Genomic DNA, 14,478 nt, shown 5'->3' on the forward strand with positions numbered 1-14,478 from the left:
CTATTGGGGTCAGTTCCGGATACCTAGCATACTATTTTTACGTTTGTTGCGATTTATTATTGTTGAGCAGCTAAAAAATCCGTAACTTGTTGTGGTGTTTTAGCGTTCGCACTATGTAAGTGGGCTAATTTTTCACCGTTTTGGAAAATTAATAAACTTGGAATACCCATTACATCGTATTTATCAGCGATTTCTGGCAGCTCGTCACGGTTAAGCTCATACCAATCAAATTGGTTGTATTCTTCAATAATTGGGTCGATGAACATATTCATACGTGTGCAATCTGGGCACCATCCAGCATAAAATTTTACAAGTACTTTTTGTTCACCAGAAATAAGCTCATTAAATTGTTCTGCAGTTGTTATTGTTTTCATTAGTAAATCACTCTCCTTGCTTTCCATTTTACACATTTTCTCTTCAACCTGAAAGTTATCTGTTTGGGATATGTGGAAGCTACTTATTGTCTTATTTTCGCTCGTAAAAAACAAAAAAAGTTGTATATCGCAAAAATAATTATAGAAAAAAGATTGCTAATTTAGACAAAATAATCTACACTAAAAACAGAAAAAGTAGTTTTATTTTCATTCAGTGGAAGACATTTCTCGTGATTGAAGAAAGTAAATTGAGTGAAAATAAGTCTCTGGCGATTGTCACAGATTTTGAGTAATGCTAGTGTGAAAACTTCGCATTCATGCTATACGACGTTTCGACTTCCGTTTTAACCAGTAGCAGTGTCAAAATTTATGCGCAAAAACGCCGAAGCACAATTTTGATTTTTTTTGACCAAAAAATGAATGGTCATTCATTCAATGGGAGAATAAGGGGGAATTGCTTGTGACTTACAACATTAAAAAAGCGGCTGTTCTAGGTTCTGGGGTAATGGGTTCTGGAATTGCAGCACATTTAGCAAACATCGGTATTCCAACATTATTATTAGACATTGCACCGAAGGAACTAACGAAAGAGGAGGAAGCAAAGGGGCTTACGTTAGCACATCCAGCTGTAAGAAACCGCTTTGTAAATGGGGCTCTTCAAAAGTTATTAAAGCAAAAACCAGCACCACTTACTTCTAAGAAAAATTTATCGCTTCTAACGGTGGGAAATTTTGAAGACGATTTAGACAAACTGAAAGATGTCGATTGGATAATTGAAGTTGTTGTAGAAAATCTAGCGATTAAACAAAGCCTGTATGAAAAAATTGATGCTGTTCGTACGCCAGGTACAATAATCAGTTCTAATACATCGGGCATTAGCATTAATGCGATGGCTGAAGGACGTTCAGAAGATTTCCAACAACATTTTTTAGGGACACACTTCTTCAACCCTCCACGCTATTTAAAATTACTTGAAGTAATCCCGGCAACAACAACTGCACCAGACGTTGTTGACTTTATGAAAAAATTTGGTGAGGACATTCTTGGGAAAGGTGTTGTCTTGGCTAAGGATACACCAAACTTTATTGCCAATCGCATCGGCACATACGGTCTGTTAATCACTTTACAGCAAATGATGCAAGGTGGTTATTCAGTCGGAGAGGTAGATTCAGTGACAGGGCCGCTCATTGGTCGCCCAAAATCAGCTACCTTCCGTACATTAGATGTTGTTGGCTTAGATACATTTATTCATGTGGCAAAAAATGTATATGACCAAACGACAGGAGAGGAACAGCAAGTATTTGCAGTACCTGAGTTCCTACAAAGAATGGTTACGAACGGCTGGCTAGGTGCAAAGTCTGGTCAAGGTTTCTTCCAAAAGCAAGGAAAAGAAATTTTAGAAATTGACCCACATACTTTAGCTTATAGTCCAGCTAAAAAATTACAAACACCTTCGATTGAAATGGCGAAACAAACGCGCGGACTAGCGAACAAAGTGAAGACATTAACATACGCAAAAGATCGTACAGGTGAGCTTTTATGGGGAATTTTTGCACCTACACTAATTTACTCTGCGCAGTTACATGGTGAAATTGCTGATGATATCGTCGCAATAGATAATGCCATGAAGTGGGGATTCGGCTGGCAGCAAGGCCCATTTGAAATTTGGGATGCTATTGGTGTAACAGAATCTGTTGCGAAAATGGAAGCAGAAGGTCGAGAAGTTCCATTATTTGTGAAAGATATGTTAGCGCAGGGCTTTACTACATTCTATTCAGAAATAGATGGTGACGTAGCGTATTATAACGGCTCACAATACGTGAAAGTTCCAGTGAATGAGAAAGAAATTAACTTAAAGCGTTATAAGAAAAAACATGGTGTTATTAAGTCCAATAGCGGTGCTAGCTTAATAGATTTGGGTGACGGTATTGCGTTACTAGAGTTCCATTCCCAATCCAATGCCATTGGTTTAGATATTATTCAAATGATTAACTACGCGATAGACGAAGTAGAAGCAAATTATAAAGGCTTGGTAATCGGAAACCAAGGTAAAAACTTCTGTGTCGGAGCGAACTTAGGCATGATTTTAGTAGAAGCACAGGATGATAACATCTTCGAACTGGATTTTGTTATTAAAGCATTCCAAGATGCTATGCAAAAAATAAAATATTCAAGAAAACCAGTTGTCGCTGCACCGTTCGCTATGACATTAGGTGGGGGCGCAGAAGTATGCTTACCTGCTGCACATATCCAAGCGACAATGGAAACTTATATGGGCTTAGTAGAAGTCGGTGTTGGCTTAATTCCTGGGGGTGGCGGTAACAAAGCACTCTACCAAAAATTCTTAAAAGGCTTACCGCATGGTGTGGAAGTAGATTATCAACAAATTGCCAATAAAGTATTTGAAACAATTGCTATGGCGAAAGTATCAACTTCAGGTGAGGAAGCACGAGACAATAATTTCCTAAACTTTGCAGATGGTATTTCAGTCAATGCAGATCACCAAATTTATGATGCAAAGCAGGCTGCTTTGGCACTCTATGAGGCAGGCTACCAACCACCGGTGCCAACAAAAGTTCCTGTTGTCGGTGCATCAGGCTATGGTACGTTACTAATCGGTGCTCAAGGGATGTTTGAATCAGGTTTCATCAGTGAACATGATTTAAAAATTGCCAAGAAGTTAGCGTATGTTATTGCAGGTGGAAAAGTACCATACGGCACATTAGTAGATGAACAATATCTATTAAACTTAGAACGTGAAGCATTCTTAAGTCTAGTAGCAGATCCACTATCGCAGCAAAGAATGCAACATATGTTGTTAAAGGGAAAACCACTTCGTAACTAATTAGATAGATGACTATATTTGCACATGAAACAAAGGGGGATTTAGACGATGCGTGAAGCCGTTATTGTAGCAGGAGCACGAACTCCTATTGGAAAAGCGAAAAAAGGTTCATTAGCAACAGTAAGACCAGATGATTTTGGAGCAGCAGTTGTCAAAGAGACATTGAAAAGAGCGGGCTATGAAGGGCCTATTGATGACTTAATTTTAGGGTGTGCAATGCCTGAAGCAGAGCAAGGCATGAATGTTGCACGTAGCATTGGTGCACTTGCAGGGCTACCGGATACGACACCTGCTTTGACTATTAATCGTTTTTGTTCATCGGGTTTACAGGCAATAGCGTATGCAGCTGAACGGATTATGCTTGGTCATTCAAAGGCAATTCTTGCTGGCGGTGTTGAGTCTATGAGTATGGTACCAATGGTAGGGAATACACCACGCTTAAATCCAACATTAGCAGAAACAGCCCCTCAATATTATATGGGGATGGGACATACAGCAGAGGAAGTCGCACGACAGTATAATGTTAGCCGTGAAGATCAAGATGCATTTGCGGTACGCTCGCATGTGCTTGCAGAAAAAGCAATTCAAGAAGGTAAATTTAATGATGAAATCGTCCCAATTGAAGTAGAACAACATTATGTGGATGCTAATAATAAACTACAGGTGAAAAAATTTACTTTCAGTATGGATGAGGGGGTCCGCCCTGGCACATCTGTAGAAGGTTTAGCGAAACTTCGTCCTGCCTTTCATGTAAAAGGTAGTGTGACAGCAGGTAACGCTTCGCAAACTTCTGATGGTGCAGCAGCAGTTCTGGTGATGGATCGAGAGGAAGCTGAAAAGCAAGGGATGACACCAATGGCGAAGTTTTTAGGCTTTGCGGTAGGTGGTGTTCCTCCAGAAGTGATGGGAATCGGTCCAATCGTTGCAGTACCGAAAGCACTTGATATTGCCGGTTTATCTATAGAGGACATCGATTTGTGGGAAATTAACGAAGCATTTGCTTCGCAGTCTTTACAAGTTGTACGTCATTTAGGCATCGACCAAGAGAAAGTGAATGTCAATGGTGGCGCAATTGCATTAGGACATCCACTTGGCGCAACCGGCGCAATTTTAACATTAAAACTTATTCATGAGCTGAAACGTCAAGGTAAAAAATATGGAGTTGTCACAATGTGTATCGGCGGCGGTATGGGCGCAGCTGGGGTATTTGAAATTCTATAAGTTGTGTAAAAATTAATTGTTTAAGAATTGCGAATTGTATGCGTGCCTGGCACCGAAAAATAAGGAGGAATTGGACATGACAGAAAAAACTACAGATATCATTAAAGGCGGCGGATTTATTATTGAGGATGTGGCGTTAGATCGCGTATTTACACCTGAAGATTTTACTGATGAGCAAAAAATGATCGCCAAAACAACGGAAGAGTACGTTGCGAATGAAGTATTACCTGTCGTTGAAAACTTAGAACATCATGAGTTCGAACATTCAGTACGTTTACTAAAAACCGCTGGTGAGCTAGGCCTATTAGCGGCGGATGTACCAGAAGAATATGAAGGTCTTGGTTTAGATAAAATTTCTTCAGCATTAATCGCAGAAAAAATGTCTGTAGCAGGTGGTTTCTCGATTACACATGGTGCGCATGTGGGGATTGGTTCATTACCGATTGTGCTTTTCGGGAATGAAGAGCAAAAGCAAAAGTATTTACCAAAGCTTGCTTCAGGTGAGTTAATTGCAGCTTATGCTTTAACAGAGCCAGGTTCAGGTTCCGATGCATTAGGTGCTAAAACGACTGCCAAGCTAAATGCTGCCGGTACTCATTATGTTTTAAATGGTGAAAAACAATGGATTACAAACGCTGGATTTGCTGACGTATTTGTTGTGTATGCAAAAATCGATGGCGATAAATTCTCGGCATTTATCGTAGAACGTGCATATAACGGTGTTTCTGTTGGGCCAGAAGAAAAGAAAATGGGTATTAAATCTTCATCAACTCGTACATTAGTGCTTGAAGATGCAGAAGTACCTGTTGAAAATCTGCTTGGTGAAGTAGGTCGAGGACACGTCATTGCCTTTAACATTTTAAATATCGGTCGCTATAAATTAGGTGTCGGTACAATCGGTGGCTCAAAACGTGCATTAGAGCTAGCGATTCAATATACGAACCAACGTCAGCAATTTAAAACAAAGCTTTCTGATTTCAACCTAACAAAAGAAAAGCTATCGACTATGGCGTCTCAATTATATGCGTCAGAATCATTAAATTATCGTACAGTGGGATTATTTGAAGATCGTCTAAGTCAATTGAGCCCTGAAGAACAAAAGCAAGGGAAAGTCATTGCCAATGCAATTGCAGAATATGCAATTGAATGTTCGATTGCGAAAGTGTTTGGGTCAGAAACATTGGATTATATTGCTGATGAAGCGGTGCAATTACATGGTGGCTATGGCTTTATGGCAGAATATGAGGTAGAGCGCATTTATCGCGACTCTCGAATTAACCGCATTTTCGAAGGAACAAATGAAATTAACCGCATGATTGTGCCTGGCACATTTATGAAAAAAGCATTAAAAGGCGAATTGCCATTATTGCAAGTCGCACAAAATTTACAACAAGAATTGCTGATGATGATGCCAGAAGAAGTAGGTACAGAACCACTAGCACAAGAAAAATACCTTGTAAAAAATGCTAAGAAAATCGCTGTGTTAGCAGCAGGTATGGCAGCACAACGCTACGGTGCGAAGCTTGACCAAGAGCAAGAAGTATTGGTAAATATCGCGAATATCGCAAACCAACTATTTGCTATGGAGTCTGCTGTGTTACGTACAGAAAAAGCGATTGCACGTGAGGGTGCAGAAAAATCACAACAAAAATTACTTTACACGCAAATTTTCTGCCAAGAAGCATTTGCAGAAATTGAGAAAGAGGCAAAAGATACAATTCTTGCTTCAGCTGATGGAGATGCTGCACGGATGACATTGTCAGCGCTTCGCAAACTGACTCGCAACAACCCTTATAACCTTATTGCTAAAAAACGTGAAGCTTCCGTTAAACTTATCGAAGCAGAAAAATTTATCGTATAATACTAGCTATGAACAGACTGTAGATACCTTAATCTACAGTCTTTTTTGGTGCCAGGCACTCACACAATTTATAGCTTTGTCTTAAGACTCACTAAGTAAAATCCACGTAGACTCCTGCGGGAACGCATAGATTTAAGTGTCAGGCACTGAAACAATTCTGAATTCCACTGGTGTCAGGCACTCAAACAATTATAATTGTTTCATTTTGGCACATACTAGTTATGATGGTATACTACAGAAAATGATAGTAGAGGAGCCTACAAATATGATTCAATTTATCCATTATCCTAAATGTACAACTTGTAAAAAAGCACAGAAGTGGTTAAACGACAATGGCGTTTCATACGAAGAGGTACACATCGTTGAACAAGCACCTACGAAAGAACAATTAAAGCAATATTGGCAAGAGAGCGGGTTGCCACTGAAGAAGTTTTTTAACACTTCTGGCATGAAATACCGTGAACTTGGATTGAAGGATAAATTGGCGGAAATGCCGGAAGATGAGCAACTTACACTGCTTGCGTCAGATGGTATGCTAATTAAACGACCAATCGTGACAGATGGAAAAAAAGTAACGTTAGGTTTTAAAGAAACAGAATTTGAGCAAGCTTGGAAATAACTGCTTTTATCCTTGTTTTTATGAAAGAAGTATGGCACACTGATAGTGAATATATTACATATTTATGGAGGGGTTTTTGGCATGAGCACACCTAAAGACTTACGTTACTCTGAAGAACATGAATGGGTAAAATTAGAAGATGGTAAAGTACGTATCGGTATTTCTCACTTCGCACAATCAGAACTAGGAGATATCGTTTTCGTTGAGCTTCCACAAGTTGGCGACGAAATTAAAACAGATGATCCATTCGGAAGCGTAGAATCAGTAAAAACTGTTTCTGAACTTTACGCACCAATTTCAGGTACTGTAGTTGAAGTAAATGCAGACTTAGAAGATAGCCCAGAATTCGTAAATGAATCACCATATGAAAAAGCATGGATGATCGTTGTAGAGCCTGCTGATGCATCAGAGATTGAAAACCTTATGACAGCTGAGCAATACGAAAAATTGATTGCAGAATAAACAAGCCTGTAATAGAAAAACGTCGGCAAATTTACCGGCGTTTTTTATTATATAATGCTACAATTTTTCGGCGCAATCTTAGGAATTGCTAGTGCCATGAATTAATGGAAACGCTAAAAAGTTGAGATGCAATAGTATGAAATTCGGTTATTCAAATGTTATGCTGTAGTAGATAACTGTCTAAATGGGGGTGGCGTGATGTTCGAAGGCAAATGTTTAATCGTGGAAGGCCGTTCGGATAAGCTTCAAATTGAACCTATTCTTAGTGAAGATGTTACAATCCTTTGTACAAATGGTACAATTGGTGTGCATCAATTAGAAGAATTACTCGACCCATATGAGGGCTGTGAGCTCTATACATTTTTTGATGCGGATACATCAGGCGATAAACTACGTGCATTAATGGATAGACATTATCCAGAGGCCGAGCATTTACGGACAATGCCAACATATAAAGAAGTAGAAACAACACCGAGGAAAGTGCTAGCGACGATTTTATTGCGTGCTCATTTTTCAATCCATAATGAATATATTTTGTAAGGTTGCGTGAAATCATGGAAGAATGGTCAAAAGAGCAGTGGGAAACGGCTGTACAGTCTGGAGACAAAACTGCCTTTTATTTATATACACCGATGTGCGGAACTTGTGCCGTTGCATCTAAAATGATGAATATCATTGAACAGTTACTGCCAGAGGTAAAAATAGGCAAGGCAAATATCAATTTTTTAGAACAAATAGCTTTTGATTTTCAAATTGAAAGTGTACCTTGTTTACTTGTTAGCGATGGAGGAGAGGTTATTGAAAAGATTTATGCCTTTCAATCCGTACCATTTTTATACGAATTGTTAAAAAAACCAATTGACTGAACTTTGCTAGCGTGGTAAAGTAACAAATATATTAAAAAACTATTAAATATATCGAACTCTTATAAAGAGCGGCGGAGGGACGTGCCCTATGAAGCCCGGCAACCATCACATTTGTGAAAAGGTGCCAAATCACCCAAAGATTTATCTTTGAAAGATGAGAGAACGGTTTAGCGTATAAAGTACGTGACCCCTTCTACTTGTCTTGAGAGAAGGGGTTTTCTATATGAGAAAAGGAGTATTCGCTATGATACAGCTTCAAAATATTACGAAGAAATACAAAACCGCAAATGGCGAATTGATTGCTGTCAAAGATGTAAATCTTTCGATTAACAAAGGTGAAATTTTTGGCATTATCGGCTACAGTGGTGCTGGTAAAAGTACGATGATTCGTTTATTAAACGGTTTAGAAAAACCTACTACAGGTACAGTGAAGGTCAATAATCAAGAATTTTCATCTATTAAGGGGCAAAAGCTCCGTGATGCTAGACAAAAGGTAAGTATGATTTTCCAACATTTTAACTTACTTTGGTCCCGAACAGTGGCAGAAAACATTGCTTTTCCACTAGAAATAGCAGGCGTTTCTAAGCGTGAGCGAGAAGCACGCGTGAAAGAACTAATTGCACTCGTTGGCTTAGAAGGTCGCGATAAAGCGTATCCTTCACAGCTATCAGGTGGTCAAAAGCAACGGGTTGGTATAGCGCGAGCCCTTGCCAATAATCCAGAAGTTTTGTTATGTGACGAAGCTACATCTGCACTTGATCCAGAAACTACAGATGCAATTCTCGATTTACTAGTTGATATTAATGAACGATTAGGCTTAACCATTGTGTTAATTACGCATGAAATGCATGTTATTCGCAAAATTTGTCATCGTGTGGCGGTGATGGAAGCTGGAGAAATTGTAGAGCGCGGTGAAGTATTGCAAGTGTTCCAAGCACCTCAAGCGGCAATTACAAAAAAATTCGTCTCTCAAATTACTGATACGAAGGAAACGCAGGAGACTGTTGCACAGCTTAGAGCGAATTATCCTACAGGGCAATTGGTCAAGCTTGTCTTTGTAGGAGAAAAAACAGAGCAGCCCGTAATATCGCATTTAGTGAAGCAGTTTGATGTAGAAATTAGTATTGTTCATGGTAATATCTCACAAACTAAAAACGGCGCATACGGCACACTTGTTGTGCAGATTGATGGCTCAGAGACAAATGTAGCAGCTGCATTAAATTATTTGAATACAGTTGAAGTACAAACGGAGGTGATTGCAGATGCTAACTAATCTCTTTCCGAATGTCGACTGGGAAAAAATGTGGTCTGCCACATATGAAACACTTTATATGACCACTATCTCAACGGTCATCACGTTCATACTTGGTTTAGCCATTGGTATTATCCTCTTTTTAACGAGCCCGAACCAACTATGGGCAAATAAAATCGTAAACTTTTTAACGGGGTCAATCGTCAATATATTCCGTTCGATACCATTTATCGTGTTAATTATTTTACTAATACCGTTTACAAAGTTTTTACTTGGAACAATCCGTGGAGCAGATGCAGCTTTACCAGCACTTATTATCGGTGCAGCACCATTCTATGCACGAATGGTATTAATTGCACTACGAGAAATTGATAAGGGCGTTATAGAAGCAGCGCGCTCAATGGGTGCAAAAACGTCCACGATTATATGGAAAGTACTAATTCCAGAATCATTACCAGCACTTATTTCTGGGATTACGGTAACGGCTGTTGCCCTTGTTGGCTATACAGCAATGGCTGGTATTATTGGTGCTGGCGGTCTAGGAAACTTAGCCTTTTTAGATGGCTTCCAACGTAATCGCCAAGATGTGACATTAATGGCAACTATTTTGATCTTAGTAGTCGTATTTATTATCCAATGGATTGGCGATATGATTACTTCGAAAACAGACAAACGTTAAAAAGGTTATACCGGTTATTTACCGCTAACATATTATTGTTTGAACAAAATAAAGGGAGTGTAGACAAATGAAGAAGTTATTAGCAGGATTATTTTTATCAGTACTTGTACTAGCTTTAGCAGCTTGTGGTGCTGGTAACAAAGATGAAGCAGGTTCAACAACTGGAGATAAGGCAGACGACAGTGCAAAAACTGAAGAAAAAGTAACATTAAAAATAGGTGCTTCTAACACACCTCACGCAGTTATTTTAGAAAAAGCAAAACCGATTTTAGCTAAAGAAGGCATTGACTTAGAAATCGAAACATACCAAGATTATGTATTACCAAACCAAGATTTAGATTCTGGAACAATTGATGCAAACTATTTCCAACATATCCCTTATTTAAATTTACAAATTAAAGATAATGACTATGATTTTGTAAATGCTGGCGGTGTACACATCGAGCCAATCGGTATTTACTCTAAAAAATATAAATCTCTTGAAGACCTTCCTAAAGGTGCAACAATCTTATTATCTAATTCTGTTTCAGACCATGGTCGTATGCTGTCATTATTAGAAGCAAAAGGCTTAATTAAATTAAAAGATGGTATCGATAAAACTGCAGCTGAAATTAAAGATATTGTAGATAATCCGAAAGACTTTAAATTTGATGCGAATACTGCACCAGAACTACTTGTTCAAATGTTTGAAAACGAAGAAGGCGACGCAGTCCTTATCAACTCAAACTACGCAATCGATAATGGCTTAAACCCAATCAAAGATGCGATTGCTTTAGAAGATAAAGAATCTCCATATGTTAATATTATTGCAGTACGTGCTGGAGATGAAAATAAACCAGAAATTAAAAAATTATTAGAAGTATTAACTTCTAAAGAAATCCAAGACTTCATTCTGGATGAATGGAAAGGCGCAGTAGTACCAGTTAAATAATATGAACTTTTAAAAAGAGTATGTAAGTGAAAACTTACATACTCTTTTTTTATGTAAGGAAAATATCCGTCGTTCAAGGCAATGTCCAATCCGTCTTTTTCGAACATATTTGTGTAAATAACAATAGTAATAAAGTATTTATTATATTAAATGTGAATTATTAACATTGTTCAGTGTTACAATGTGACTTTTATTAATACAGTTAAAAAGAGGTGCGTGAAAAAGTGAACAGTTAGGAAAAGGCCATTTTATTTTAAGCAATCGGAGTGTGACGATATTTTTTCTTTTTTTGAAATAATGCCATCTTTGCATCTGGTTAATTATATTTAGAAAAATAGTGCATGTATTAATTTACCAAAAATGATATAATACTAAAGGATTATTATGAAGGTTTTTGGTGAAATCAACTTATTTAAAATAGTTATATATACATTCAATTAAAAATTGTTTAGAATTTGTTTAGTTGAAATTAGTACTATAGGTATGTTGGAAATGTGTACTTATTTTGTGGTGACAAGAGAATAAATTCCTTTTGCACAAAAAAGGATTTATTTGTATTTAATGTTTAAAATTAGGTAAAGGGGTAATTTGTTTATGGGGATTAAAATTGACTCACCAAAGTTAGCTTTATCGAAAAAAATCAAAACGAAACAGGCAAAAATTGGTGTAATCGGACTTGGCTATGTAGGATTACCACTCGCTATAGAAATGGTCAAAAAAGGGTTTCAAGTAATTGGTATTGATAAAAATAACGAAAAAATAGCTAAGCTAACAAATGGAGAAAGTTATATTGCTGATTTATCGGATGCTGTTATCCAAGAGGTCTTAAAAGAAGAGAAGTTGGAAACGACTGCGGATTTTTCAAAGCTTGCAAGTGTAGATGTCATGATTATTTGTGTACCAACTCCAACATCAGCAGATGGTACACCGAATATTTCTTACATTGAAGATGCGTCCAAATCAATCGCACAATATATTTCTGCCAATACACTAGTGATTCTTGAAAGTACGACGTACCCTGGAACGACTGAAGAAATCGTTCAACCAATTTTAGAAAAAAGTAATTATGTGATTGGGCAGGATATCTTTTTAACTTATTCCCCTGAGCGTGTTGATCCTGGAAATATTAATTTTACCGTTTCAAATACACCGAAAGTAGTCGGTGGTGTGACAGAAGCATGTTTAGAAATAGCAAAACTATTTTATGAAACGATCATCAATACAAATGTTTTTCCTGTCTCTAACCCAAGGGTTGCAGAGATGGAGAAGTTACTGGAAAATACCTTTCGCCAAATCAATATCGCACTTGTTAATGAGCTGAGCAAAATATGCTACAAAATGAATGTAGATATTTGGGAAGTAATCGAAGCTGCTTCGACAAAACCATATGGATTTATGCCGTTTACACCTGGTCCAGGGGTAGGGGGGCATTGTATCCCTGTTGACCCTAAATATTTATTATGGGCAGGACAGCAACATGGTATTACGGCTTCATTAATTGAGGCGGCAGATAAAATTAATGATTCCATGCCGAGTTTTGTGGTTGAAAGACTGGAAAATTATCTTATTGACCAGAAGAAAGAGCTACGAGCTGGAAAGATTGTTGTTATTGGTGTCACGTATAAGCCAAATATTAATGATTTCCGTGAATCTCCTGCACTTCACGTCATCCAAGAATTATTGGAGAAGCAATATGATGTTATGGTTGTGGACCCATTTATCGAAACTTTTTCAGTCAACCAATACACACTTAATACTGTTGCATTATCAAAACAATTAATCGAAGAAGCAGAAGCTGTATTAATTTTAACGAATCATGCAGAAATTGATTATGGATTGCTCGATCAATATGCTGCACTAATTTTTGATACACGGAATACCCATTTTTTATTTGCCAATAAAAATTATCATAAATTGTAAGGAGAACTGTGTGGAAATGAAAAGACTAAAATTATGTAGTTTACTAGTCGCTTTGTTCATAGCAGGATGTCAATCCGAAACACAAAGTCAAGTTGCACCAGTAGATTCGTCGATTGAAATAAAAGAACATGATGGAACGATGAGCGATATTTTACATCATGCCAATATTCTTACCCCAAAAGTGGCTTTGACTTTTAATGGACTTGCAGATAATGAGACAATGCAAAAGCTTTTAAAGGTATTAGATCAAACGAACATCAAGGCAACGTTTTTTATTGAAGGTATGCGTCTAGCACAAGAACCTGAATTGGTTAAGAACATATTGAGCAAAGGCCATGAAGTAGAAAACGGTACATTAACGTTCCCTGATATGGCAGATATAGATTATGAAGAGACTTATAAAGAAATATATTTAACAAATCAAATTTTTGAAGAGCAATTAGGTTATACACCGAAGTATGTGAGAAGTCGTTCAGGGGACGCAACAGACAATATGCGTTATGCGACAAATGCTCTTAATATGAAAGCTGTTGTAGAGGCATCTGTTAATCCGAAAGATCGTAATATGCAAAGTGCAGAGGAAATGATGACGTATATTCGAAAGTATGTAGATAGTGGTTCAGTCATCCATTTAAATACGTATATTAATCCGGCCGTCATTGATGTTGTCCCGTTACTTGCACAGTTTGGCAAAGAAAAAGGCTTTACATTTTCTACGTTAACGGACGTATTTGAAAACGAATATTTGGTTAAATCATTAGAGGAAATTAAAGGCTACGATGCGATAAAAATAAATCCAGCATACGAAAATGTCCAACCGCATGTCTATTATCGGAAAAATACAACAAAAAAAGAAATTGCTTTATCCTTTGATGACTGGGCAAGTGAGGAACGAACGAAGGAAATTTTAGATGTTTTGGATAAGTACAATATTCAATGTACATTTTTCTTAATCGGGAAGGGTGTTGAAAAAAACCCTCAATTAGCACGATTAATTGTAGATCGAGGACACGAAGTAGCGAGTCATTCTTATAATCATGTCGATGTAACAACGATGACACCAGAGGAGTTACAAGAAGACGTATTGAAGGCACACCAAGCACTCACGTATGCCTTACAAGAATCACCGTTATTGTATTTTAGACCAAATCAAGGTGTTATTAATGAGGAGTCTGCTAAAATTATTGCCGCTACTGGCGTTCAAACAATTGCCATGTACGATATTGCATCATTTGATTGGAACTTAGATTATACGGCACAAGATATTTATGATCGGGTTATGACTAGGGCAGCTCCAGGAAAGGTAGTGGTGATGCATATTTTAGACGGTACAAAAACAGTCGAAGCACTGCCATTAATTATTGAACAACTTCAAAAGCAAGGCTATAGTTTTGCAAAAATGTCGACTTGGATTGAAGAAGATTCAAATAAGAAAGTGAATTGATAAT

13 protein-coding genes and 1 riboswitch are annotated in these 14,478 nt (G+C 37.7%); of the genes, 12 read left to right on the plus strand and 1 reads right to left on the minus strand.

Translation table 11 applies throughout. The features are described from left to right. Positions 1–56: 56 nt before the first annotated feature. Positions 57–401 carry a thioredoxin family protein gene (locus tag LS41612_RS05075; RefSeq protein WP_080653325.1) on the minus strand — a complete coding sequence of 115 codons (345 nt, stop codon included), beginning with the start codon at positions 399–401 and terminating at the stop codon, positions 57–59. Between the two features lie 433 nt (positions 402–834). On the opposite strand from LS41612_RS05075, the gene LS41612_RS05080 reads away from it, so the two are divergent. From LS41612_RS05080 to LS41612_RS05135, 12 genes are all read left to right on the plus strand, one after another. Continuing rightward, positions 835–3,219, plus strand: coding sequence for a 3-hydroxyacyl-CoA dehydrogenase/enoyl-CoA hydratase family protein (locus tag LS41612_RS05080; RefSeq protein WP_024362692.1), 2,385 nt, complete (start codon positions 835–837; stop codon positions 3,217–3,219). 48 nt (positions 3,220–3,267) lie between these two features. Beyond that, a complete protein-coding gene (locus LS41612_RS05085) occupies positions 3,268–4,440 on the plus strand; it encodes an acetyl-CoA C-acetyltransferase (RefSeq protein WP_024362693.1) in 1,173 nt (390 codons plus the stop codon). 76 nt (positions 4,441–4,516) lie between these two features. Then, positions 4,517–6,301, plus strand: coding sequence for an acyl-CoA dehydrogenase FadE (locus LS41612_RS05090; RefSeq protein WP_024362694.1), 1,785 nt, complete (start codon positions 4,517–4,519; stop codon positions 6,299–6,301). A gap of 265 nt (positions 6,302–6,566) precedes the next feature. Next, positions 6,567–6,920 (plus strand): arsenate reductase family protein, encoded by a 354-nt coding sequence (locus tag LS41612_RS05095; protein ID WP_024362695.1) that lies wholly within the window; start codon positions 6,567–6,569, stop codon positions 6,918–6,920. Between the two features lie 81 nt (positions 6,921–7,001). Further along, positions 7,002–7,382 carry a glycine cleavage system protein GcvH gene (gcvH, locus tag LS41612_RS05100; protein WP_024362696.1) on the plus strand — a complete coding sequence of 127 codons (381 nt, stop codon included), beginning with the start codon at positions 7,002–7,004 and terminating at the stop codon, positions 7,380–7,382. A 198-nt stretch (positions 7,383–7,580) separates the two neighbouring features. After that, positions 7,581–7,922, plus strand: a complete 342-nt coding sequence (locus tag LS41612_RS05105; protein WP_024362697.1) for a toprim domain-containing protein — start codon at positions 7,581–7,583, stop codon at positions 7,920–7,922. A gap of 14 nt (positions 7,923–7,936) precedes the next feature. Continuing rightward, on the plus strand, positions 7,937–8,248 hold the full coding sequence (locus LS41612_RS05110) for a thioredoxin family protein (RefSeq protein ID WP_024362698.1): 312 nt from the start codon (positions 7,937–7,939) through the stop codon (positions 8,246–8,248). Positions 8,249–8,304: 56 nt separating this feature from the next. Beyond that, positions 8,305–8,409, plus strand: a riboswitch (SAM riboswitch). Between the two features lie 83 nt (positions 8,410–8,492). Beyond that, positions 8,493–9,521, plus strand: coding sequence for a methionine ABC transporter ATP-binding protein (locus tag LS41612_RS05115; RefSeq protein ID WP_024362699.1), 1,029 nt, complete (start codon positions 8,493–8,495; stop codon positions 9,519–9,521). Beyond that, positions 9,511–10,179, plus strand: a complete 669-nt coding sequence (locus tag LS41612_RS05120; protein ID WP_024362700.1) for a methionine ABC transporter permease — start codon at positions 9,511–9,513, stop codon at positions 10,177–10,179. The genes LS41612_RS05115 and LS41612_RS05120 overlap by 11 nt, the downstream gene beginning before the upstream one ends. 67 nt (positions 10,180–10,246) lie before the next feature. Next, on the plus strand, positions 10,247–11,110 hold the full coding sequence (locus LS41612_RS05125; protein ID WP_024362701.1) for a MetQ/NlpA family ABC transporter substrate-binding protein: 864 nt from the start codon (positions 10,247–10,249) through the stop codon (positions 11,108–11,110). A gap of 594 nt (positions 11,111–11,704) precedes the next feature. Further along, positions 11,705–13,030, plus strand: coding sequence for a nucleotide sugar dehydrogenase (locus LS41612_RS05130; RefSeq protein ID WP_024362702.1), 1,326 nt, complete (start codon positions 11,705–11,707; stop codon positions 13,028–13,030). 16 nt (positions 13,031–13,046) lie between these two features. Next, positions 13,047–14,474: a polysaccharide deacetylase family protein gene (locus tag LS41612_RS05135; protein WP_227665376.1), complete on the plus strand. Its 1,428-nt coding sequence runs from the start codon at positions 13,047–13,049 to the stop codon at positions 14,472–14,474. The last annotated feature ends 4 nt before the right edge of the window (positions 14,475–14,478 follow it).

Origin of the sequence: Lysinibacillus sphaericus (assembly GCF_002982115.1) — a bacterium.
Classification (GTDB): domain Bacteria; phylum Bacillota; class Bacilli; order Bacillales_A; family Planococcaceae; genus Lysinibacillus; species Lysinibacillus sphaericus.